At 61.3% G+C, this 24,250-nt stretch carries 16 protein-coding genes and 1 riboswitch; of the genes, 12 read left to right on the forward strand and 4 right to left on the reverse strand.

What is annotated here, in order from left to right:
- Positions 1-29 precede the first annotated feature (29 nt).
- The 8 genes from OZX73_RS03815 (at position 30) to OZX73_RS03850 (ending at position 9,230) form a co-directional block, all read left to right on the forward strand.
- The gene (locus tag OZX73_RS03815; protein WP_277150916.1) at positions 30-812 is read left to right on the forward strand and encodes an amino acid ABC transporter ATP-binding protein; all 783 of its coding nucleotides are present in this window, start codon (positions 30-32) and stop codon (positions 810-812) included.
- 153 nt (positions 813-965) lie between these two features.
- Positions 966-1,820, forward strand: a complete 855-nt coding sequence (locus OZX73_RS03820; RefSeq protein WP_277150809.1) for a glutamate ABC transporter substrate-binding protein — start codon at positions 966-968, stop codon at positions 1,818-1,820.
- The gene (locus OZX73_RS03825; RefSeq protein ID WP_277150811.1) at positions 1,817-2,494 is read left to right on the forward strand and encodes an ABC transporter permease subunit; all 678 of its coding nucleotides are present in this window, start codon (positions 1,817-1,819) and stop codon (positions 2,492-2,494) included. The genes OZX73_RS03820 and OZX73_RS03825 overlap by 4 nt, the downstream gene beginning before the upstream one ends.
- A 4-nt stretch (positions 2,495-2,498) precedes the next feature.
- Positions 2,499-3,638 (forward strand): amino acid ABC transporter permease, encoded by a 1,140-nt coding sequence (locus OZX73_RS03830; RefSeq protein WP_277150813.1) that lies wholly within the window; start codon positions 2,499-2,501, stop codon positions 3,636-3,638.
- A gap of 22 nt (positions 3,639-3,660) precedes the next feature.
- Positions 3,661-3,924 carry a hypothetical protein gene (locus tag OZX73_RS03835; RefSeq protein WP_277150815.1) on the forward strand — a complete coding sequence of 88 codons (264 nt, stop codon included), beginning with the start codon at positions 3,661-3,663 and terminating at the stop codon, positions 3,922-3,924.
- Positions 3,921-6,491 carry a DEAD/DEAH box helicase gene (locus OZX73_RS03840; RefSeq protein ID WP_277150817.1) on the forward strand — a complete coding sequence of 857 codons (2,571 nt, stop codon included), beginning with the start codon at positions 3,921-3,923 and terminating at the stop codon, positions 6,489-6,491. The genes OZX73_RS03835 and OZX73_RS03840 overlap by 4 nt, the downstream gene beginning before the upstream one ends.
- Positions 6,492-6,553: 62 nt before the next feature.
- Positions 6,554-8,008 carry a replication-associated recombination protein A gene (locus OZX73_RS03845; RefSeq protein ID WP_277150819.1) on the forward strand — a complete coding sequence of 485 codons (1,455 nt, stop codon included), beginning with the start codon at positions 6,554-6,556 and terminating at the stop codon, positions 8,006-8,008.
- Between the two features lie 235 nt (positions 8,009-8,243).
- Positions 8,244-9,230 carry a D-2-hydroxyacid dehydrogenase gene (locus tag OZX73_RS03850; RefSeq protein WP_277150917.1) on the forward strand — a complete coding sequence of 329 codons (987 nt, stop codon included), beginning with the start codon at positions 8,244-8,246 and terminating at the stop codon, positions 9,228-9,230.
- Positions 9,231-9,427: 197 nt separating this feature from the next.
- Here OZX73_RS03850 and OZX73_RS03855 read toward each other — a convergent pair whose 3' ends face one another.
- From OZX73_RS03855 to OZX73_RS03865, 3 genes are all read right to left on the reverse strand, one after another.
- A complete protein-coding gene (locus tag OZX73_RS03855) occupies positions 9,428-10,774 on the reverse strand; it encodes an amidohydrolase family protein (protein ID WP_277150821.1) in 1,347 nt (448 codons plus the stop codon).
- A gap of 134 nt (positions 10,775-10,908) precedes the next feature.
- On the reverse strand, positions 10,909-13,506 hold the full coding sequence (locus OZX73_RS03860) for an energy-coupling factor transporter ATPase (RefSeq protein ID WP_277150823.1): 2,598 nt from the start codon (positions 13,504-13,506) through the stop codon (positions 10,909-10,911).
- A 10-nt stretch (positions 13,507-13,516) separates the two neighbouring features.
- Positions 13,517-14,275: an ECF transporter S component gene (locus tag OZX73_RS03865; protein WP_348519464.1), complete on the reverse strand. Its 759-nt coding sequence runs from the start codon at positions 14,273-14,275 to the stop codon at positions 13,517-13,519.
- Positions 14,276-14,280: 5 nt separating this feature from the next.
- Positions 14,281-14,433: riboswitch (FMN riboswitch) on the reverse strand.
- A gap of 182 nt (positions 14,434-14,615) precedes the next feature.
- Between OZX73_RS03865 and OZX73_RS03870 the strand changes: the two genes are divergently transcribed.
- The 3 genes from OZX73_RS03870 (at position 14,616) to OZX73_RS03880 (ending at position 18,054) form a co-directional block, all read left to right on the forward strand.
- Positions 14,616-15,653: a glycosyltransferase gene (locus OZX73_RS03870; RefSeq protein ID WP_277150919.1), complete on the forward strand. Its 1,038-nt coding sequence runs from the start codon at positions 14,616-14,618 to the stop codon at positions 15,651-15,653.
- Positions 15,654-15,880: 227 nt separating this feature from the next.
- Positions 15,881-16,648, forward strand: a complete 768-nt coding sequence (gene ppgK / locus OZX73_RS03875) for a polyphosphate--glucose phosphotransferase (protein ID WP_277150825.1) — start codon at positions 15,881-15,883, stop codon at positions 16,646-16,648.
- A gap of 206 nt (positions 16,649-16,854) precedes the next feature.
- On the forward strand, positions 16,855-18,054 hold the full coding sequence (locus OZX73_RS03880; protein WP_277150827.1) for a pyridoxal phosphate-dependent aminotransferase: 1,200 nt from the start codon (positions 16,855-16,857) through the stop codon (positions 18,052-18,054).
- Between the two features lie 87 nt (positions 18,055-18,141).
- Here the strand turns inward: OZX73_RS03880 and OZX73_RS03885 are convergent, their stop codons facing one another.
- Complete coding sequence (locus OZX73_RS03885; RefSeq protein WP_277150829.1) at positions 18,142-20,592, reverse strand: glycosyltransferase; 2,451 nt, start codon at positions 20,590-20,592, stop codon at positions 18,142-18,144.
- Positions 20,593-20,642: 50 nt separating this feature from the next.
- Here OZX73_RS03885 and OZX73_RS03890 point away from each other — a divergent pair, with 50 nt between their 5' ends.
- Positions 20,643-24,221, forward strand: a complete 3,579-nt coding sequence (locus OZX73_RS03890) for a tetratricopeptide repeat protein (RefSeq protein WP_277150831.1) — start codon at positions 20,643-20,645, stop codon at positions 24,219-24,221.
- Positions 24,222-24,250 lie beyond the last annotated feature (29 nt).

Raw genomic sequence — 24,250 nt, forward strand, 5'->3', positions numbered from 1 at the left:
TTTTCATGTCTGAAACAAAAGAAACCACTATGAAAACGCGCGAAAACGGCGCGTCAGGCCTGGCGGTGGACGAGAACCATCCGCTGGTCGAGCTCTCGCACGTCGAGAAACATTTCGGCAAGCTCCATGTCTTGAAGGACATCAATCTCAAGGTCAACAAGGGCGAGGTGCTCGTCGTCGTTGGGCCTTCCGGCTCCGGCAAATCCACGATGTGTCGCACCATCAATCGTCTTGAGACCATCGATTCCGGCACCATCCGAATCGACGGCCAGCCTCTGCCGCAGGAAGGCCGTGATCTGGCGAACCTGCGCGCCGAGGTCGGCATGGTCTTCCAGCAATTCAATCTTTTCGCCAACAAGACCATCCTGCAGAACGTCACGCTCGCGCCGGTCAAGGTGCGCCACATGGACAAGAAGGACGCCGATGACCTCGGCATGGATCTTCTGGCCCGCGTGGGCGTCGAGAACCAGGCCAACAAGATGCCTTCGCAGCTTTCCGGCGGCCAGCAGCAGCGCGTCGCCATCGCCCGTGCGCTTGCCATGCAACCCAAGATCATGCTCTTCGACGAGCCCACCAGCGCCCTTGACCCGGAGATGGTCAACGAGGTGCTTGACGTGATGATCAAGCTCGCCTCGGAGGGCATGACGATGATCTGCGTGACCCACGAGATGGGCTTCGCACGCAAGGCCGCCGACCACATCGTCTTCATGGCCGATGGCAAGATCCTCGAGAAGGGAACACCCGACGAGTTCTTCGACCATCCTCAGACTGAACGTGCCAAGGACTTCCTCTCCAAGATTCTCACGCACTGACTTCTTCGTTATCAGCGCGTTGGCATGGATTCCGTTCCGGTAAAAAGATATCGGATAGGAATTGGCAACCGCCACGCACGTTTCAGTAATAGCAAGAGAGCAATCGTTAATCCGCTAAAAAGCAATGGGGAAGTATCGGGAAAGCAATAATCTATGAAACCATTATCCAAACATCTCTCGCGCACTTGGCGCAGGGTCCTCGCGGCCTTCTGCGCGCTGGCATGCGTGTTCACCGTGGCCGCCTGCGGTTCGGGCAGCGAGGCGGGCAAGATCCGCATCGGCATCAAATTCGACCAGCCTGGAGTCGGCTTCAAGAAATCCGGCACCTACGTCGGCTTCGACGTGGATGTGGCGCGCTACATCGCCCGCAAACTCGGCTATTCCGACGACGAGATCGTCTGGAAGGAAGCGCCGAGCAAGCAGCGTGAGGCCATGCTGCAGAACGGCGACGTCGACATGATCGTCGCCAGCTATTCCATCACCGACGAGCGCAAGAAGGCCGTCAGCTTCGCTGGACCGTATTTCGTGGCCGGGCAGGACCTCATGGTCCGCAAGGACGACCACGAGATCACCGGGCCGGACAGCCTCAACGGCAAGCGCCTCTGCTCGGTGACTGGCTCGACGTCGGCCGAAGTGGTCAAGCAGAAGTTTTCATCCAAGGTGCAGCTGATGGAGCAGCCCGGCTACGCGGAATGCGCGACCGCGTTGTTCAGCGGCATCGTCGACGCGGTGACCACCGACGACATCATCCTGGCCGGCCTCGCCTCGAACGCCCGCGGAAGGCTGCGCCTGATCGGCAAGCCGTTCACGCAGGAATATTACGGTGTCGGCGTCAAGAAAGGCGATGTCAAATTCGCCAAGAAGATCGACAAGGCGATCGCCCAGATGGAGAAGGACGGCTCCTGGAAGCGCTATATCAACGACAACACGCGTGGCGTCGACTATAAACCGAATATGAAATACAATCCGCCGAAGCCGGACCTCGGGGAGACGGGAGCCGCGAAATGAATGAATTCCTGCAACTGTTCAGCCAGTACAACGTGCCGGGCGCATTCCTCGTCAACATCGAGCTGACGCTTTGGTCCGCGCTGTTCTCGCTGATTCTTGGCGTCATCCTGCTGATGATGCGCATCTCGCCGATTTCCTCGCTGCGCACCGTGGCAGGCGCTTACGTCGAGTTCTTCAAGAACATGCCGTTGACCATCATCATGGTCTTCATGGTGCTCGGCGCCTTCGCCCAACTCAAACTCACGTTCTCCGATACCTTCGCCACGAACTTCTTCTGGCTTGCGGTCACCGGCCTCTCGCTATACACGGCGGCCTTCGTCTGCGAATCCCTGCGTTCCGGCATTAACACCGTTCCGTTGGGGCAGGCCGAGGCGGCTCGTGCGCTGGGCTTGAACTTCATGCAGTCGGCCACGCAGATCATCCTGCCGCAGGCCTTCCGCGGTTCCGTCGCACCGCTTGGCAACACGCTGATCGCGTTGCTCAAGAACTCGACGGTCGCCGCGGCCGCATCGGTGGCCACCGAGACATCAAGCCTGATGAGCGAGATGATCGAGTTCCACGCAAACTCCATCGTCGCCATCTTCCTGATCTTCGCGTTCGGCTACGTGATCCTGATCATTCCCATCGGGGCGTTGACCACGTTCCTGTCTAACAAGCTCGCGGTACGGAGGTGAACGCATGAGCAAGAACAACAACGAATCGGCCGTCCTCTTCGATGAGCCGGGGCCGAAAGGCAAACGCAACATCCGCATCGCCAACTGGATCGGCGGCATCATCGTCGCCATCCTCGTGGTGCTTATCCTCATGCGCCTGCACAACCCGCCGGACGGCGAGAACCAGCTCGATTGGGCGCTGTGGAAACCGGCGCTTGACGGCGAGGCATGGACGGACTTCTACCTGCCAGGGCTTTGGATGACCATCAAGGCGGCCGTGCTCGCGGTCATCGGCTCCGTCGTCTTCGGTTTGATTTTCGGTGTCGGCAGGCTTCTGCCGAGCAGGATCGTGCGAGGCGTCTCAGGCGTCATCGTCGAATTCTGCCGCGCGGTGCCCGTCCTGATGTTCATGATCTTCTTCTGGCGCTTGTTCTCCTTCATGGGCATCCAAAGCGCCTCCTACTGGGCCGTGGTGCTGGGTCTGATCCTCTACAACGGCTCCGTGGTCGCGGAACTCGTGCGAAGCGGCGTCGGCAACCTGCCCGGCGGCCAGCGCGAGGCCTCGTTGGCCTTGGGCCTGACCACCACGCAATCGCTGATGCAGATCGAAGTGCCGCAGGCGGTCTACGCCATGTTGCCGGCGGCGGTCACCCAGCTGGTCGTGGTCCTGAAGGACACGGCGCTCGGCTCGATCATCATGTACACGGATCTGTTGCAGGAATCCCGCCGCTTGGGATCGATGTACTTCAACATCCTGCAGACATTGGTGGTCGCCGGTGTGGTCTACTTCATCGTCTGCGCGCTGCTTTCCAAGCTCGCGGAATGGCTGCCGAGCCGTATGCAGGAGCGTACCGCCGCCCCGGCAGAGCCCGAGCCGGTCGCGCCGATCGCCATCATGGATGCCTCGAACGTCAACCAGATCGCCGTGGCCAAGGAAGTGGATGAGGACCGTTACGGCGGTGCTCCTCGCCAGTACCATGTCCATCATCGTGGCACCAATGCCTCGGTGCGTCACTGGAGGCAGACCCGTTACGAACAGGGCTACGATGCCACGCATCCCGAAAGCGAAAAGGAACCCGACCACGTCGAGCTGCCCGACATCCCGATTCCGGGCAAGAAGTCGCACCTGCATGGAGATAAGTCTGATAAGCACAAAGATGAGTAGTTTGTTGGTATGAATTATAGGAATGGTGACCATTGCTTTTGCAGTGGTCACCATTTTATTTTTACGTATTTTTCGTAGTGGGCCGTGGGATGGCGGGATATACAATGTTCGAGACACTCAAGGCCGTTCGGCCAAGCCTACGCTCGAACATCGCATATCCCGCCATCCCACTCAGCTTCGTAAAATAGTTGTTGCATATGTGTATATGAATTGTTATAAAAAATTAGATTTCGTCGTTGAAATAAAAATGAAGAGTAGCGAGCGGACGATAGAGTTGGGGTTATGACACAGAGTTTAGGGGAATTGGCGCCAAGTTGGGATGGCAGCGGGGACGAGAAGCGCAACATCGATGCCGACGAGATTTATGACAGGTTCTTCGGGTGGGTCCGTGAAACCAAGGGCATCGATCCGTGGCCGCATCAGGAAGAGGCCGTTATGGACCTCTTGGCCGGCGACCATGTCATCCTGAGCACGCCGACCGGGTCCGGTAAGTCGCTGGTGGCGTTGGGCATGCATTTTGCGGCGTTGTGCACTGGGCGGCGTTCGTATTACACCGCTCCCATCAAGGCTCTCGTCTCCGAGAAGTTCTTCGACTTGGTTGAAGCTTTTGGTCGAGACAATGTAGGCATGATCACAGGAGATACCAGCATCAATTCGGATGCGCCGATCATCTGCTGCACCGCCGAGATCCTGGCCAACCAAGCCTTGCGCGAGGGCGTGAACGCCGACATCGGGTGCGTGGCGATGGACGAGTTCCATTACTACGGCGACGCCGATCGTGGCTGGGCTTGGCAGGTGCCCCTCTTGACACTGCCCAAGACCCAGTTCCTGCTGATGAGCGCGACGCTTGGCAACGTCACCGCCATCGCCGACAAGCTCGAGGACATGACACGCCGCGACGTGGACGTCATCGACGACGCGCCGAGGCCGGTGCCGCTGAGCTATGAATACACCGACAAACAACTCGCCAGCACCGTTGAGTTGCTCTTCAACCGCAGCGATACCCCCATCTATGTCGTCCATTTCTCGCAGGACGCGGCGCTTGAGACCGCGCAGGCGCTCGCCAGCTCGGGCGTCTCCAGCAAGGAGCAACGCAAGGCCATCACCGAAGCCATCAAGGGAACGCGGTTCACCACGGCGTTCGGCAAGATCCTGCAACGGCTGTTGCGTACCGGCGTCGGCATCCATCACGCGGGCATGCTGCCGCGTTATCGTCGACTGGTCGAACAGCTGGCCCAGCAAGGCCTATTGCCGGTCATCTGCGGCACCGATACGCTTGGTGTCGGCATCAATGTGCCGATCCATTCCGTGGTGCTGACCGGATTGACCAAATTCGACGGATTCAAGATGCGCAGGCTGCGCGCCCGCGAATTCCACCAGATCGCCGGACGCGCCGGGCGCATGGGCTTCGACACGGAAGGGCTGGTGGTGGCCGAGGCCCCAGAGTTCGAGATCGAGAACGCCCGGGCCATCGCCAAGGCCAATGGCGACCCGAAGAAGCTCAAGAAAATCAAGCGCAAGAAGCCGCAGGAAGGCTTCGTCACATGGAATGAGGGCACCTTCGACAAACTCATCGAGGCGGCTCCCGAAACGCTTGTGCCGCACATGAAGATCAGCCATTCCATGGTCTTGAACGAGGTGGCGCAGGGTGGCGACGCGCGTGCCCGTATCGATAAGCTCATCGACGACTCCTCACAGACCCCGGAGCAGAAGGAGCACCTGCACGAGCGTGCCGACGAGATCTTCCAGACCATGTTCGACTCGTCCTTCATCGAGGCCGAGGACAATGGTCGTGGTGGCAAGGATTACTTCCTGGCTGTCGATGTGCCCGACAACTTCGCCCTCGACCAGCCGCTTTCGCCGTTCCTGTTGGCGGCGCTGGAACTGCTCGACCCCGAATCCGACACCTACGCGCTCGACGTCATCTCGATGGTCGAGGCGACGCTTGAGGATCCCAAGCAGGTCCTGAAAGCCCAGCAGCGGCAGGCGCGCGACAAGGCGATGGCCGAGATGAAGGCTGACGGACTCGATTACGACGAGCGCATGGACAAGCTTCAGGAGGTCACCTGGCCCAAGCCGCTTGAGGAGATGCTCGACGCCGCCTTCGACGAATACCGCCACGATGTGCCGTGGGCCAACGACTACGAGTTGAGCCCCAAATCCGTGGTGCGCGACATGGTGGAGACGGCCAGCGATTTCACCGGCTACATCGCCCGCTACAACATCGCGCGGAGCGAAGGCACGCTCTTGCGCTACCTTTCCGACGCCTATCGGTCGCTCGCACGCACAGTTCCCGTCGAGAAACGCAACGATGAGCTTGAAGACATCATCTCCTGGCTGCGTGTGGTCGTGCGCTCCGTTGATTCCAGCCTCGTGGATGAATGGGAGAACGCAGGCAGCGAGACGGCCGCCGATGCCGAAAGCGCCGCGCTGACCGCAGCCGCACCCGGAGGCAAAGCCGCCGTGGTGGAGGATAGGCGAGGGCTCATCGTGCTCATCCGCAACGCCATGTTCCGCCGCATCCAGCTCATGGATCAGGACAGGCCGGAGGAACTCGGCGCGCTCGACAAGGATTGGGACTACGGCGTCCACGAATGGGAGGATGCGCTCGACGACTACTACGACGAGCACGAATATGTCGGCATCGACCAGAAGGCCCGCAGCGGCAATCTTTTCATTCTGGACGATCGCAACGAGGCCAAGGAACACACCTGGAAAGTGCGGCAGATCATCGACGATTCCGACGGCGATCACGACTGGGCCATCACCGGCACCGTCGACCTTGACGCCACGCAGGAAAGCGGCGAGGTGGTCTTCGTGGACTACCGCGTCGACAATGATGGGCTTGACTGACGAAAGACAGACTCGAATAGGCATACGAACAAATGTTCGAATGTGGAGTATAGAATACGAATATGACCGAAGATCTGTTCAGTGCCGCTGATGCGCCCGAAGACGTGACCCGTCCGCTCGCCGTGCGGATGCGGCCGACGACGCTTGATGACGTGGTGGGGCAGCAGCAGGTGCTGGGGGAGGGCTCGCCATTGCGCCGGCTTGCCAGTCCGGCGTCGAAAGGGTCGCTGACCGCACCAAGCTCAATCATCCTGTTTGGCCCTCCGGGGGTTGGTAAGACCACCTTGGCCTATATCGTCGCGCAGCAATCCGGGCGTGATTTCGAGGAACTTTCCGCCGTCACCTCCGGTGTCAAGGATGTGCGAGCCGTGTTGGAACGCGCCCATGAGCGGTTGGTGACGCAGGGGCGCGAGACCGTGCTGTTCATCGACGAGGTGCACCGCTTCTCCAAGTCCCAGCAGGACGCGTTGCTTCCCAGCGTCGAGAACCGCGATGTTACGTTCATCGGGGCCACCACGGAGAACCCGAGTTTCTCCATCAACAAGCCGTTGTTGAGCCGGTCGGTGGTCGTGAAACTTGAATCGTTGGAACCTGACGACCTGAAAACCTTGATTGTCCGTGCGCTGGAAAGCGAACACGGGCTTAAGGGCGAAGTGAAAGCCAGCGACGAGGCGGTGGGCGAGATCATCCGCATGGCCGGGGGAGACGGGCGCAAGACGCTGACCATCCTCGAGGCGGCGGCGGGCGCGGTCACCGGCGACAAGGAACGCAAGAAGGGCGCTCGCAAACCGGTCATCACCCCTGACATCGTCTCGAAGGTGATGGATTCGGCCACCGTGCGCTACGACAAGGACGGCGACGACCATTACGATGTCGCCTCCGCGTTCATCAAATCGATGCGGGGCTCGGACCCCGATGCCGCGTTGCATTATCTCGCGCGCATGCTGCGGGCGGGGGAGGATCCCCGTTTCATCGCCCGTCGCATCATGATCGCTTCGGCCGAAGAGGTCGGTATGGCCGCTCCGCAGATCCTGGAACTCACCGTCGCCGCGGCGCAGGCCGTCGCCATGGTCGGCATGCCCGAGGCACGGATCATCCTTTCGGAGGCGGTCATCGCCGTGGCCACCGCGCCCAAATCCAACGCCAGCTACAACGCCATCAACCAGGCGCTCGCCGACGTCGACGCGGGTATGATCGGCCAGGTGCCGCTCTGGCTGCGCAACGCGCCAACCAAGCTCATGAAGGACTGGGGCAACAAGGACGGCTATATCTACGCTCATGATGCGCCGGGGGCCGTGGCCACGCAGCAGTACATGCCTGACGAGCTGGTGGGGCACGAATACTACCATCCCAACGACCGCGGCTATGAACGTGAGGTTGGGCCGAGGCTTGAAAGAATCCGCGGGATCTTGCATGGTGGGGTGCCGCGGGAACATGGCGATGGCCGGAAACCGAATGATCGTACAGAGGGCGATGATCGCCATCGGACTGATGGAAACGAGCCTGGAAACGATTGATGTCGGTCTTTCAGGGCTTTGCCGTCGATTTTGGTCTTTAGGCGATTGTTGTTGATATGGCTAATATAATAGGAATCACGATTCTGTTGTCGATTCAGTGATGACCGCTTGATGGTCGTCGTTGGTTGATAACCGATTCAGAGCCAACGACGTACTCGGATTCAGCAATCGTTTTTCAGATGCGTCGGTTATTGTTAAGTAATAGAAGTTATTGATTTATAGGAGGAACATGGCCATGAACGCGCAGAGCAACGATAAACTCATTGTCAACTGCATACCTGTCGGTGATCAGGACAAGCAACGATTCATCGATGCGGCGGGCGATGTTCCCATCGAATTCTGCGGTGATCCGAACCTTTTCGGCGACATGAAAGTGAAGGCGGATGTCCCTGAAGCGCTACGCGGAAAAGCCACGGCGGTGCTCGGCAATTTCGACCCGTCGCTGGCCGGCCAATTCACCAACCTCGAATGGCTGCAGACCTGGAGCGCCGGTGTCGACGCGTATCTCAAGCCGGGCCTGTTTGCCCAAGACGTCACCATCACCAGCGCTACCGGCGCGTACGGGCAGGCCGTCTCCGAACACATGATCGCGATGATGTGGGCGCTGATGAAAAACTTCACGCTCTACGTGCGCGACCAGACGGCATATCACTGGCACGATGAGGGGACGGTGCTCACTCCCAACGGCGCCACCGCGTTGGTCATCGGCACCGGTGACATCGGCTCGCATTTCGCCCGGCTCGCCAAGGGCGCCGGCATGCATACCGTTGGCGTGCGCCGCAGCGCCGACAAGCCCGTTGACGGCATCGACGAGATGCATGGTTTCGATGAGCTGGATACGCTGTTGCCACAGGCCGATGTGGTCGCGTTGTCATTGCCGCGCGCGGCCGATACCCATCATCTCATCGACGCGCGCAGGCTCGCGATGCTCAAAAAGGACGCCATCGTCATCAACGGCGGCCGTGGCGATGCCGTCGATGACGACGCCTTGGCCGAGGCATTGAGCCGCAAGGCGATTCGCGGCGCCGGCGTCGACGTGTTCGAAACGGAGCCGTTGCCGGCCTCCCATCCGCTCTGGGACGAGCCGCGTTGCCTGATCACCCCGCATGTCGCCGGCGGCGACCATCTGGCGAGCAACACCGCCCGCATCATCGACATCGCCGTGGCCAACGTGCGCCGTTACGCCCATGTCGAGCCGTTGCAGGACAACGCGCATCGCTGAAGTCCAAGCATGTTCTAGCCTCGCGTGTTTTGCTGCGTACGGATGAGGATTTTCATGTTGCCATGATTTGACGGTTGTAATACATGTAAGTCAGACGATTCTCATGCATGGAACAGAGAGCAAGCTACAAGAAATCCGCCGCCGATACATAAGATCGGCGGCGGATTTCTTTGTATATGATTTTGAGAAATTAGGCTTTACTTATAGGCCTCGTCGAGCTGGGCCTCCATGTCATCGAAGCGTTCGACCTGCGGATGGAAGATCGGGTGTCCGGCGGCGACCACGAGCAGCGGCTTCTCAAGCGTGCGCAGATTGTCGACGGGGTTCTCGCTCAACACCAGCAGATCAGCGGACTTGCCGACCTCCAACGAACCGGTCTCGTCGCTCAGGCCGAGGATCTCGGCGGTGACCTGCGTGCCGGCGTGGAAGGCCTCGGCGGGAGTGAAGCCCGCGAAGCGGACCAGCAGCGCCATCTCGCGCCAGGTGCCGTACTGCGGCACGAATGGCATGGCGGTGTCAGTGCCGACGCCGACCTTGATGCCGGCCTCGTGCGCCTGCTTGGCCCCGTTGACCATGCCCTCGACCACGGGCACGGAGTTCTGCATCTGGATATCGGTCATGTTCAAGGTCTCTTGCGAGAGGTACTTCATCGGCAGGCCCGCGGAAAGCGTGGGCTCCAGCGCGCTGTAGCCACGAAGCGAGTTCGGGTTGTTCAGGAAGAGTTCGGTCAGCTCGTCATCCAGCGCGCAGCCGTGCTCGATGGTGTCGACGCCGGCCTTCAACGCACGGCGGACACCTTCCTCGCTCTGGGCGTGCGCCGCGACGATGATGTCGTTGGCGTGTGCGGCTTCGCAGATGGCGCGCATCTGCTCGGTGGTCATCTGCGGGGCGCCGGCCTCGCCGAGCACCTGGGAGTCGGTGACGCCGCCGGTGGCCGCGATCTTCAGCGCGTTGACGCCGTGGTCGATGCTGTATTCGGCCTCGCTGCGTGATTCCTCGGGTGTGCTGCTTTCCAAAGCGACCAGCGGCGCGCCGTGGCCGTCGGGAATCGCGAGCATCGGGCCGGAGGCCATGATGCGCGGGCCGACCATCTTGCCGGCGTTGATGCGGTCGCGTATGGCGACGACCTCATAGCCGACGTCGCCCACGGTGCGGATCGTGGTGACGCCCGAGTTCAGAAGCGTCATGATGTTGGACTTGCTGGTCTCGTACATGAAGAGCTTGCCCGGCGCCGAGTGCATGATTTTCGCGGTCTTGCGCTGGCCTTCGGGGGTGCTGCCCTTGGGGTCGAGCGGTTTGCCCTGCGAGAACGTGTGGGTGTGGCCGTTGATCATGCCGGGGGAGACGACCTTGCCGGTGCCGTCCAGCTTGTGGTAGCCCGGAGGCACCACAACAGCCGACGAGGGGCCGATTTCACGGATCTTGCCGAGGCCGTCCACGACGATGGTGGTGTCGCTCAGGGTGCGGCCGTCGAGGTCGCCAGTGGCCACGGTGGCGTGCTCGATGGCGAATGGTTCTATAGCAGTATTACGTGGTGCGTGCATATCGTCTCCTTTGAAAAGCAAAACAGTCTGATTGAGGCTTGGTTCCACTCTATCAGGATTTGTCAGATAACGTCGCAAAAGAGATGAATTCGAGGTTTCGTTTTTGTCCTTTTGCGACTTGATTTCCGGTTTTCCTAGAGCCGGACCACCGACAGGATCCCGGTCTTAAGACTGATCAGTGCCATCAGGTACAGCGCGCACAGAACCATGAAGACGACATCCTTTGCGCTCACCCGCATCGCGTGCCAGTGCGTGCGGTGGATCCCCTCCTCGTAGCTTCGCGCGTCGAGCGCCAGCGAAAGGTTGTCCGAATGGCGCAGCGCCCCGGCGAAAATGGGGACGATAATGGCGCCCAGAGCCTTGATTCGCTTGGTCGGAGAGCCGGTTTCGATGCTGCCGCCGCGAGCGGCCTGCGCGTCCATGATGTTGCGGGCCTCGGCGGCCAGCGTCGGCAGGAAGCGCAACGCCAGGCTCATCACCAGCGCCAGCTCCTGGGTATGCAACCCGAGTCTGCGCAACGGGGAGAGCAGGGAGCCGAAACCATCGGTCAGCGCCGTGGGCGTCGTGGTCTGCAGGAGGATGATCCCCAGCAGGATCACCAGTCCGAAACGGCAGGTGTAGAGCACGGCGGCCATCACGCCCTCGTCGGTGATTGGGAAATTCCAGAACGTCACTAGCGGCTTGCCGGTGCGCACGAAGAGCATGTTGACGACGCCCATCACCAATAGCAGTATCAGGAATCCGCGCATCGAACGGAACAGCCGCTTGGGGCCGAGTTGCGCCGCGGCGGCCAGGACGACGACCATCACGGCGGTCAAGGCGAGCTGTGGCAGGGAGCTGACCATGAACGAGGTGAACATCAGCACAAGGAATACGACCAGTTTCACGCGCGGGTCGAGCCGCTCGATGACGCTTTGCCGATGGGCTTGATTGACGGGCTTACTTACAGTGCTGGATTCATCTTGAGCTTTGGCTTTGCTCTTTGAGTCGGATTGGCTATTGATTTCGGATTTTTCGGTTCGCCGGGCCGATGTGGGTTTGTCGGGCTTGTCTGACTTGTTGCTCGCCGGCGAGGACGAGGAATCGGCGGCTTCATCGATTGCGGAGGGCGTGCCGGTTTCGCCGTTGGCCTGGTCATTGCGTTGGATGGGGTTGCCATTTTCGCTTTTTTTGCCATTCCGATCTGCCACAGGCTCGCCCAGCGTGATGACACGGTCGGCGAGCTGACGCGCCTGGCGCGGGGAATGGGTGATCAGGACTATCGTCACGCCGTGCGCGTTGAGCGTGCGCATCAGCGCGTAGATGCGCTCGCTGGCGCTTGCGTCGAGCCCGGCCGTAGGTTCGTCGAGGATGAGGATACGCGGGTCGCAAGCGATGATGCCGGCGATGGCCGTGAGCCGTTGCTGCCCGCCGGAAAGTGAGAACGGGGAGCGCTCGGCGAGTCCGCTGAGGCCGAGCAGGTTCAGCGCCCGGTTGACGCGCTGGTCGACGACCTGTTGCGGCAGCCCTTGGTTGCTGGGCCCATAGGCCACGTCCTGCCGTACGGTCTCGGCGAAAAGCTGTTGTTCCGGCTGTTGCATCACCAGACCGACACTCGAGCGCAGCGCCTTCTTGTCGCGCCGTGACATCGAGGTGAGGTCGATGCCCGCCACTTGAATGGCGCCGCTGTCGGGTTTCGCCAACGCGGTGATGAGCCTGGTCAGCGTCGTCTTGCCGGTGCCGTTGCGCCCCATGATGGCCACGACCTCGCCCTGTTCGATACGCATCGAGAAATCATGCAGCGTGTCCGTGCTTGATTTCGGATACCGATAGGAGACGTGGTTGAAACGGATGGCTGGTTCATTTGAGGACGCCGTGGAATCATTGGTTTCCTTGGGAACGCGGGCTTTCCGGGAATCGTCTTCGATGATGAGCCCATCCGGCTTCAGCAGGCCAGTGTCGTCGGCATTGGTCACCGAAAGCCTCAACGCGGCCTGCGTCTGGTCCAGCTCGACGAGCCTGCCGTGTTCCAGGCTCAGGATGCGGTCGGCGTGTTTGAGTTCCTCGGGCCGGTGGGTGACGTGGATGATGGTGGTTCCGGAGCGCTGCAGGTTATCGAGGACTTGTAATACATCATGCTGCGCCTCGAGGTCGAGCATCGCGGTGGGCTCGTCAAGAACGATCATGGACGGCGACATGGCCAGTATCCCCGCGATGGCGATGCGCTGCTGCTGGCCGCCGCTCATGCGTGACGGATCGTCAAGCAGGGTGTTGCCCATATCCACGGCATCCAACGATTCGTAGACGCGCTCGGTGATGAGCTGCGGGTCGAGGGCCAGGTTCTCGGGGCCGAACGCGACATCGTCGCCCACCACGGTGGTGATGATCTGGTCCATCGGGTTCTGGAAGACGGCGCCGATGCTCTTGCGGGCGTTGCGGTAGTTGTCGCTGTCGGGTTTTCCGTCGTGGAACACGTTGCGGCCAAGCAGGGTGATGGAGCCTTTGTCGGGCGAGGCGAGTCCCACGATGAGACGTGCCAGCGTGGATTTGCCCGAGCCGTTCGGACCCACCAGGCAGATGCGCTCGCCGGCCTTGATGTCGAGGTCGATGCCGTCCAACACCCAGGAGGCCCCGCCGTCATAGCTGAATCCGACATCGCGCAGACGCGCGGCCACGCATGCTGGCGCCGGGCCCGTCTCGTTGATGGGCGAGGAGGACTCGGCGTTGGCTGGTTTGTCGAAGGCGATGGTCATTGGAGGATGTCTATCGATTCAAGAGGTTCGAAATCGGCTTGTAGATGATGAAGGTCACCACGCCGTGGATCGCGAATTTGATGAGGTTGAACGGCAGGAGGATCGGCACGACCATCTTCAGCACCTGCGCCGTGGTCATGTGCGCGTAGATGGGCGTGATCAGCAGGTTGCCGCCGATGGCCGCGATGAGGCCGAAGAGCACGCCGACGAGGATGCCGGCCAACGCGCCCATGCGGGTGCGTATGCGCTTGTAGACCATGGCCGCCGGAACGCTCAGGAACACCGAGACCGCGATCGACATGATCGCGCCCCACGGGTTCATGAAGAGGTGGGGAATCCAGCTCAGGACACTGACGATGAAGGCCGCCATGGGTCCGAACGCGAAGCCCGCGACCAGGCAGATGATGCCCGAAAGATCGTATTTGAGCCACGGAACGCCGGGCATGATGGGGAATTCGATGAACGAGGCGGCCATCGCCAACGCCACGAACAGCGAGTAGATGGCGATGCGCTGCGTCGACCAGCGGCCTTTGTCGGCCACGCCGGTGGAGTGCGACGACTGTGTTTTGTCGTGGTGGGCACCGCCGTTTTCCTCAGGGATTTCGGTGTCGGTCGGATCCGTGACCGTTGTGGAATCCTTGGTTTCGGCGGCGTTCGTGGAATTTACGGAGTCTATGGAATCTGCCGAATTTGTGGTTTCCGTCGAATCCGCAGTGCCGTGATCGTCATTGGTTAATGACGGATTTTGGGTATCAGAAATATCGCTCATGATGAGCCCCGTTTCTTTCATCCGGACTGTAACCGTTGGCCCCGGATTCTTACCGGATCGACCGCTTTCGCGGCTCGCGGGCTTCGGCAATGCTGTCGTTATGAAACCGACAGTGTCGTTACCGCCAATAAGGAATTTCACCTTCCCTGAAACTTGCCTCTCCATCTATACCCGTATGTGTGGTCATCGCGCAAGGCCTGTCCGTGCAAAGCCGAAAGGTGGATTGCTTTATGCGTGAGATTGGCTTCATTCCGCCATTTTCGTGATGGGCCTGATTGGGCGATGGCTCGCCATCGAGTGGCGGTGCAAGAATAAGGATATGACTGAAAACGAGGAACCCATGGAAGTTAGCGAAACCGAAGATAAGGGCGTCAAGGTCTCGGACGTCTCTCCGATCGACAAACTGGCCATCGTCGTGGTGACCTACAAGCGCCAGAAGCTCTTGGCGCGGCTGTTCGATTCCATCAAGGCGCTGAAAGTCGCCCCATGGCGCGTGGTCGTGGTCGACAACGAGCACAGTGGGGACACCGAGGTGATGGTCCGCCAGTTCCGCGACGCGCTCGACGCCCACTGGGGCAGGACCGAACCGGACGAGAGCGGCAACACCAGCCGTGTGGTCTACGCGCCCCAGGAAGGCAATATCGGCGGTTCCGGCGGTTTCTCCAACGGGGTCAAGAAGGCCTACGAGCTTGGCGCCGAATGGTTCTGGGTGATGGACGACGACGTGGCCGTGCTCCCCAACGCCATCGGGCAGCTCGCCAAATGGACGCCGCGCCACGATGTCATTCAGGGCTCGCGTCTCGATTATGATGGCGGCGACTTCTACTGGCAGTACGATTTCATCGTCCCGCTCGGCATCCCCAACCCCATCGCCCCCGCGGCGTTCGGGCCTTCCGGCTACCGCACGATGGACACGATGTGCTTCGAGGGCGGCCTGTTCCGTCGCAACATCGTCGAGCAGATCGGCCTGCCCGACCCGCGCTTCTTCATCTACTGGGACGACACGATTTACGGCTACCTCGCCAGCAAGGTGACCGACCCGATCGTGGTCAACGACAAGATCATCCAGCGCACCCGCGATATCGGCAACTGGGACATCGCCGGCCTGCGCCAGCTGAACTCGACCTCCGACATGAACCGTTACCACATCATGCGCAACCGCGGCTACATGGCCCGTTACTTCATGACCCATGGCGATTTCCGTCCGGCCCTGTTCGGCCTGGGCACGTTGCTCACCGCCATCAAAGAGGTCATCCGACTCGTCGCCGTCGACCGTGAGCACGTCAAGACTGGTCTCAAGGCCATTGCCAAGGGCTGGGTCGATTCGCGCAAGCTGCTCCACGACCCGAACTGGCAGCCGATGCCGCCGCTGAAGTGACCGGAGTTTTCGATCATTCTTGACTTGTATATGCTGAATGGGATAAGAATCATCGCTATTTAAAAGCGGAACTGATTCATTGAAATCTGGCGTTGGCTTTAGCGCAGCGTTCGACAGACTATGCGCCGTTGGGGCTGATTTGGCAGTGGATTCGTGCCGTTTGGCTATCGGATGCTATAGAATGTCAACGATTCTTTTATTCCGCAGTGTACCAAGAGGGGTTAGCGATGATTGAAACAGCACAGGCCTTTGGCGTGGATATTGGCGGTTCGGGTATCAAGGCTGCGCCCGTGGACTTGGAAAAGGGCGAGTTCGCCCTGCCTCGTTTGAAGATCCTCACCCCCGAGGTCTCCACCCCGGATGCCATCGCGGCCGTTGTGCGCGAGGAACTCGAGCATTTCGAGGTTCCCGCTGGCGCTCCGGTGGGCATCGCCTTCCCCGCCCCCATCAAGCCTGGCAAGCCGCTTGATTTCATGGCCAACCTCGACAAGTCGTGGATCGGCCTTGACGTCACCGAGGTCTTCTCCCAGGCCTGCGGACGCCCGGTCACCGTGGTCAACGACGCGGACGCGGCGGGTCTTGCCGAGCAGCAGTACGGCGCGGCCAAGGGCGAGGATGGCCTGGTCATCGCCACCACACTGGGCACCGGCATCGGCACGGCGCTCATCTATCACGGCGTGCTGCTCCCCAACACGGAGCTCGGCCATATCCAGCTCGAAAAGGGCAAGGGCGACGCCGAGAAGTACGCGGCCTCCTCGGTGCGCGACAAGAAGAGCCTCGGCTACAAGAAATGGGCCAAGCGCCTGACCAAGTATTACAGCCTGCTGGAGAAGTACTTCAGCCCTGACCTCTTCGTTGTGGGCGGCGGCGTGAGCCGTATGGCCGACAAGTTCCTGCCCTACATCGACATCAAGACCCCGATTGTGCAGGCCAAGCTGCGCAACGAGGCGGGCATCGTCGGCGCCGCGTATTACGCGACCACCAAGCTCGTCTGAGATCTCTTTATGGGTTCCGTCCAACGTAAGGTTGGGCGGAACTTTTCCGTTGTGACGGTGCTTTGTAGTGTTGTTTTTAATTGCGAATCCTTGGGCGTTGAAAGTCGGTAGTCATTGATGGCGTTTGGCGGCCGTCGGTGTCGTCAGTGCCGGAAATCGATGATTGAAAATCAGTATTCGCGAATCAGTATCTGGGATGGAGGATCATGCGTTTTTCGTCAAGGGTTGGTTCGACCAGGCTTAATCGCATTGCCGAGGCCGAAGCCGCGGCCAGAAGCCGGGGAATCAAGCTCGGCACCGTCAATGATTCCAACCCGACTAGGCATGGCCTTGCCCCCAAGGAGGTGCCGGGCGTCTACACCGCCGAGCCGCGTGGGCCGTTGTCGGCGCGCCGGCAATTGGCCGAGTTTCTGACGAAGCGAAATCTCGAGGAAACCAGTGGAGGCCGAAATCCTTTAGCATCGGTCGATCCCGACCGGCTTTACCTGCTCAGTTCCACATCCGAGGCATATACCTGGCTGTTCAAGCTGATGTGCGACCCGGGCGACATCGTTCTGGGGCCCAAGCCCGGCTATCCGTTGATCGAGTCCATTGGTGGGCTCGAAAACGTGGTCACCTTGGAATACCAGCTGGGGTTCGACGGGTCGTGGTTCATCGACGTGGCGTGGCTGCGTGCGCTTCTGGAAAGCCCGGAAGGCCACAAGGTGCGGGCCATCGTCCTCATCAACCCCAACAACCCCACGGGCTCCTACGTCAAACCCGACGAGCGCGAGGCTCTGGTGGCGCTGTGCCGCGAGCATGGGGTCGCCATCATCGCCGACGAGGTGTTCTTCGACTATTCGTTGGAGCCATTCACCGGCAACCGTCGGCTGGCGGGGGAGCCGGGCGCGCTGGTCTTTGCGCTTGACGGCTTCTCCAAGTTGCTGGCCGCCCCGCACGCCAAGGTCGGGTGGATTGAGGTCAGCGGGCCGGATGACCTGGTCGCCGAGGCGCAGCGCAGGCTTGACATCATCGCGGACGACTACCTGCCGTTCAGCGACATCATCGCCACGCGGATGCCGGAGCTGCTTGCGGCGGTTCCCGTTCAGCTGGAGCGTGTGCGACAACGCACCCGAACCAATCTCAAGTGCCTGCACGCCATGCTTGACGAGGACACAGCCGGCTTGGTCTCGGTGCTTCGCGTCGAAGGAGGCTGGAACGTGCTCCTGCGTTTCCCCTCGGTCGTCGACGAAAACGCCTTGGTGTTGCGGCTCGTCCGCGATTTCAACCTGACCGGCCAGCCCGGCTATTACTTCGACATGACCGAGAACGGCTATCTCGCCGTCTCCCTGCTGCCCGAGCCGGAAGTTTTCGAACGTAATATTCGTGCCGTTCTTGCCGCCGTTTCTAAAGAGATCGAGGCATAAGGCCTGATTTGTTCGTGCCTATTTCAATGATGACGGGCGAACCCCCGGAAACTTCATTCGCGCCTTATTTGATGTATTACATTAATCTCACCAGACCATGAACCAAGACATGACGGCTTGGAAAAGGACGGGATCGGTGCGCGTCAGGGCGTCCTCACGGCCGGGGACGAACATGATGAGGAACGCCAGGACGATGCTCAGCATGACAAGCAGCAGCATGATGAGGCGGATGGCCACACGGCCCCAATCGATACGCGGGCGTGAAGTTTTGGATGTAGCGTCACGATGAAGCCTCAGTCTTCCAAACTGATGACGCCGGTTCGGTTCCGGTGACGATACAGGTATTCCGCCCTTTGCCATATCGGTTGGTGACGCCATCGAAGTGCGTTCCGTGGCGCGGCAAGGCCCGGCTTCGCCGGTTACCGCGGCCATTACCACGGTGGCGGCCAAGGCCACAATCCAGCTGAAATCGACCATGTAGCGCCAGCCGATGCCACCTTTGAGGGTGTCGACCAGAAGCAACAGCAGGGCAAGCGGCAGGGACGTCAATGTGACGCGGAGCAGGCCGGAACGACGGATGCGCCGCCGTACTCGGGGGAGGAGCAGCAAGGCCACCAGCAACAGCGCCGGGCACAGTACGAACAACCCGCCCACCATCGGTTCGGTGTAGCTCCACGACGGCAAGGGCGTCGGATTGATGGTGGTGAAGGGGAACTCGTGTGAGAGGCGCAACGGCAGGAACAAATAGTAGCCAAGCGTTGGCAGCAGGTTCACCAGGGCGTTGCGGTAATGGGTCATGTCGGCGACCGTGATCTGGTAGCGCTCGCCGAAGTCGATGGGGGAGCCGAAACGGGCCGCGTTGTAGGCGCAAAGCGGTATCACGACGATCAGTGCGGGCAGCAGGACGGCGGCCAGCGCGCCGATGATGGCCTTGCGTTTGGATGGGGCGGCTGAGGTTGGGGCCTTATGGAACATCGCGCGGATCTGCGGCCAGAAGATCGGGAAGGCGAGCAGGGCGATCAACGTGAACGTCGGCCGGCAGCCGAAATTGGCCGCGAGGCACAGCGACCCGGCCGCCAGATGCGGCCAGGACAGCGCAGGGGCGTCGCCAATGGCCAGCGTATGACGTTGAGAAGATGGTGATGTGTCGTCGTCGTGGGCTTTTCCGGCTGGGGAGGAGATATGGCCATCTTGGTTTGGGGACACGATGGCGCCCAGCCAGAACCACAGGCCCATGACGCTCAGGGCCAGCGAGGCCGCGAACGGCACGGAGTAGAAGTTCATGCGGAATGCCAGATATCCGGCCTGGGAGCCCAGTAAGAAAACGGTGATGGCCATGCTGGTGGCGGCCAAGGAGATGGAAGGCCTTGCCATCTTGAGCACCCTGATGACGAGCAGCGAGCCGAACACCACGAAGACGAACAGCAGCAGGGCCACGGCGACGCCAGATGGCAGCATCAACCCGCCAGGGGTAAACCACGAGGTGACCAGACGGTACGGCGCGAAGAGCAAGAGGGCCGGCAGGACGCCGAAATACGAATACCAGTGGCCGTCGTGATAGGCATAGTCCCAGTAGATCGGCGAGACGCCGTGGGCGAGCAATGCCTCACGGGCCTGCGGATCGTAGGGGTTGGCGGCCTGTCTCAGTGCGTCGGGGACCGGCAGGTCGACTGAAACACGGCCGTGCAGCAATGCGTCGGCCAGGTGGCCATATTGGTTGAAATCGTAAGTGTAGTTGCCGGGTTCGTGGAAGGCGGCGGCATTGGCCGACCAAAGCTCGCGCACAATGGCCAGGGCGGCCAGGACGCCGGCGATGGCGATGAATCCCGCGAATGTGAGATGCTGTCGGCCGCTCGCGGTGTTGAGCCGGACGCGCCACAGCTTTGAGCCAGGCATCCACAGGGCGAGCAACGCCATCACGGCGGCCATGGCCAGCACGCGTCCCCAGTCGGCGTGGAACGGCACGCGGACGTTGGCATGCACGGCGGCGATGTCCACCTGCGTGCCCGCAGGCTCCTCTATCCAGACCTTGAAATGGGTTACCTGCGGTGAGGGGTTGAGCGATGGAACCGTCAGGAAAAGGGAATTGGGCACGTGCGTGGAGACGGAACGTGTGCGCGAGGCCCGTCCGTTGGCGTCGATGCGGATATGGAACGAGGACCGAAGGCCTTGGTGGGCCGCTCCCGGCCCCGTTTGGCTTGCCGTCTCATCCTTGTTGGCGCCAAACACTTCGGCCGGTGAGGTGAAACGGAACGTCGACTCGGCCGGGTCGAGACGCACGAAACGCGAGCTGCCGTCCGCGTCCACCATGAGGAACGCCGAAGCGGGGTCGTTCACACGTATCGTGCCGTCCGACTGCCGGGAGAGTCCCGGTCCGAGGGTGTTCAGGGCCGCCTGTGAATCGCGGCTCGCGCTCAGGGTGGTCCAGAAGGGAAGGTTGAAGACGACGCACTCGAGTAGGAGTATGACGGCCCCCGCCAGGGCCGCGAATACGGCGGTCTTGTGGCGGGAGAGGAAGCTATGCTCGGCAGTGTTCACATGTTTATTCTATAAGCTTTATGTCTGGCTGAATTGAAACAATTATCTATATGTCCAATTTCACACAGCATTTGCATGATTTCGCCGATTCCTCATCCCAAGGCGGGTTCATGGCGCAGGTGCGTCGCGTTGCGCGCCGTGTGAACACCATGGTCGGCACCGGCGTGTCGCGGCATGAAGTCGATGTGAATTCCTCTTCTCCGGCTTCGTCGCAGAATCCGAACGGCGATATTGGAGACATGATGAAGGAGCTGGCCGGCCATGCTGTCCAGCTGGGGCCGATGGTCAAACGGCGCATTTTCGATGATTTTCCCAACATTCCCGAAGGTCTTGCACTTGGCTGGGCCCAGCTGCCCCAACTCGATGGGCGTTTCTTCTCCATCGGCGTGTTCTTGGATCGCAAGGAATTCTGCCAGGTCGCCTTGGTCGATGGCAAGGGACGCGTGTTCCTGGGGGCTGACCCGCAGATGGACACCCATGGCCTCGATCCGGTGCTGGTGTTCGGCAAGGAAGGCGATTTCTCCTTGCGCGACGACGCGAGGATACGTGGCGACGAGCCCCATTCCACCTCGATTTCAGGCATAGACGCCACCGGCGGATCCGCGGCGGAGGATGATGGCCGGGCTGCGGGGGATCGCAGCGTCGAGGTGGTGCAAGGCGGCATCGTCGGACGCGATATGTTCGGCAACATGGCCTGGCTGGCCTCATGGCTCAAAACCGGCAACCGGTACACGTTGGAGCAGATGCGTTTGCGTCTGCCCGAATCGTTGCGCCTCGACCTGGAATACCGCGACGCGATGGCCATCGCCTTCTTCGCCACCTACATGCTCCCGCAGATGAGCGGGCAGATGATGATTGGTTTCGGCGCGGGCAACATCTTCCGCAGGCTCAACCGCGAGGCGCCGCTGGGGGCGATCCGGCGCAGCGTGCGCGACAGCCTCGAGGCGCGCAGCCACGGCTTGCGTGTCTCCGGTCTTGAGGATTACTTCGCCGACCTTATGCGCGAATCCGGGGCGTTGAAGCCCTCGGCCGGACTCGAGGCCGTGCACGGCGCCGAGCCGTTGCATCTCTACACTTCCAGCTACTCGGGTGCCTATTTCTTCACTTGGGACGATTCCCTGAACCTGGCGCCGGCGCTCGAGGCGTTGAACATCGAGGGGAACCTCAACCGTTTCGCCTTGGTGAGTGCTTGGCTCGAGCACAACGCGCACACCGGCGCGCTGCCCATCGAGGACACCGTCACGCGTGCGCAGGCCGCGCAGATCGACCACGCCCTGCTGCAGAACCCCGCGTTGATGGCGCTGAAACCGCTCTCCGGCCGGGCGTTGGAACTGGATGAGCCGAGCTCCGTGTCATTGCGTCGCATGGTCGGCATCGCCGCCCAGACCGCCGACGGGATCGCGGCCAAGGCGCCGCTTGCGGAGGTGTCCGATGACGCCTCTTCCGCCTCGCCATCGCAGGCGAAAGGCCGTGGCGAATGGGTGTACCGCCAGGCCGTCGCCACGCTGTTGCGGCGCCTGCGCCTGCCGTATCGCTTCGACACCGAATTCCGCTCCAACCTCTGTGAGGGCAACGTGGCCGTGTCGTTCACCACCGCCGGGCGCACGATGATGCCGACCAGTCGTTACGACAAACGCAGTCATACCTGGATTTCCCTGAGCGACGAGGAACGCACCGAGATGAGCGAGCGGTACAACCTTCGCGTCGGGCTGATGATCGCCGCGCTGTGCTTCGGAGTCGACGAAACGGTGTCCAACGTCTCCATCCGCATTGATTCGATGGGCTTGGAGGAAGCCGTCGCCCAGCAGGATTCGGCGATTTCCAAGCTCATGGCGCAGGCGTTGGGTGCCTTCGAGCGCATGCCCACCGGCGACATCCACAGGGGAGGATCGAAAGCCGATCCCAAGGACGGCGACATCCATGGCGACCCCACGCATTCCGGTTCGATGGCCTCGGGCCAGGATTCCATGCCGTTCGCGCCGTCAACCGCGGGCTCATCCCAGGAAGACGGGGATGATTCGGCACGGTCCGATCAAGACGCCGAACAAGCCGGCGACAATGGCGAAAACGGTAATGCGGAGAATACCGGTTCTTCTGATGCCGGTTTTACGAGCGATGGCGATTCCAGGGACGCGAATGGTGACGGCGAAGGGATCGACGCGCAATTCGAGGATTTGATGAAAGGCGTCGATTTCGACAGCATAGCCCTTTCCGTGCCGCAAGGCGGGCAGGACGCGGATATCGACGATGGCGAAGAGCACCAGAATGGCCAAGGCGGGCGGGACGATGACCCGTTGGCGGTGCTGCGCAGCGGCCCGACGGCGCACAACATGGCGACCGTGACGTTCACCCGCGAGGAGTTCATGCGCCACATTCAAGCCGACGGGCTGGCCCATCCGGTCGCGACCTACCGCGCGTTCGGCGCCTCGCTCAACATCAGCGGGGCCATGCCTCGCAACGCCAATCCACAGTTCACCTTGCGGGACAAGCGGTTCTCGCCCCTGGGCAGCCAAGAGGAGCCAGAGCTTTCCGACGTCAGGCTCAGCGGCGAGGCGAGCAGGATCCTCGGGACCGACAACATCACCGGCTTGTCGATTCAACGGGCCGACCTCCTGCAGCGGGCGGTCTCCGATTTCCACCGCATTGCCGCCGACGAGGGCCTGCCCACCGTGTCCAAGGCCCAGCGGGCCATGGCGATCGTCGAGGCCAACGGCGACCCCGAGCTCAAGAAACTCGCGCCAAGTGTGAGCAGCGCGCTCATCGACGGCGTGGACACCCCGGACCTTGATTTCACCCTTTCCAATGACCTTGACGGGCAGCGTATCAAGGCCCGTGACCTCTTGTTCTCCGGCCAGGTCGACCAGGCCATCGCCAGCCTTGAGGAGGCGGTCTCCAAGGTCGACGCGCTTTACGCAGGCACCGGCGCGCCGCGTTATTTCAACTCCTACGCCGAACGCGTGGTCTACAACCGGCTCTTCGCTACCAGCGACGAGCGCACCGTGCTGATCCCCGACAACCTCTTTTACGCGCACATGGAGCTCGCCGACGTCCTAGCCCAGCTGCAAGGGGCCAAGGAGGCGTTGCCGCACCTGAACGCCATGGTCTCTTACGCGCCCGCCTATCCGCTTTCGCACATGCGTCTGGCGGTGCAGCTGGCGCGTGAGGAGGACTGGAACTCCGCACGCGCGGCCTGTCTCAACGCCCTGCGTGTCTCGCTGGACCGGGACGACGCGGCCTACGCCTATTACCGCCTGGCCTATGCGGAATGGATGCTTGGTGACTTCGACGTCGCCGTCGCGAGCTACATCATGAGCGAACACATCTCACCGGGCAAGATCGCCTCGCTCGACGGGGAGTTGCAGGAGCTTCTGGCCCGTGCCCAATCGCAATGCATCCTGGTGCCGGTCTCCTTCGAAGGCGCCCAGCAGGTGCTCGCCTCCCATGACCTGCCGGTCTGGCCGCACACTGAGGTCGCCGACATCGTGCGCGACGCCGCCAGGGTGAGCGTCGACAAGGCCATGTTCGTGCCGGCGCGCACGCTTTCGGTCGCCGCGGCCCGCATGGACGACAGCGCCGACGACGGCATCGACATGGCGCAGGCGCAGTTCCTGCGTTCACTCAATGCATAAGGTGCGACGCCCTTCGCGGTTCCCTCTCG

The organism is Bifidobacterium sp. ESL0775, assembly GCF_029395475.1.
Lineage (GTDB): Bacteria > Actinomycetota > Actinomycetes > Actinomycetales > Bifidobacteriaceae > Bifidobacterium.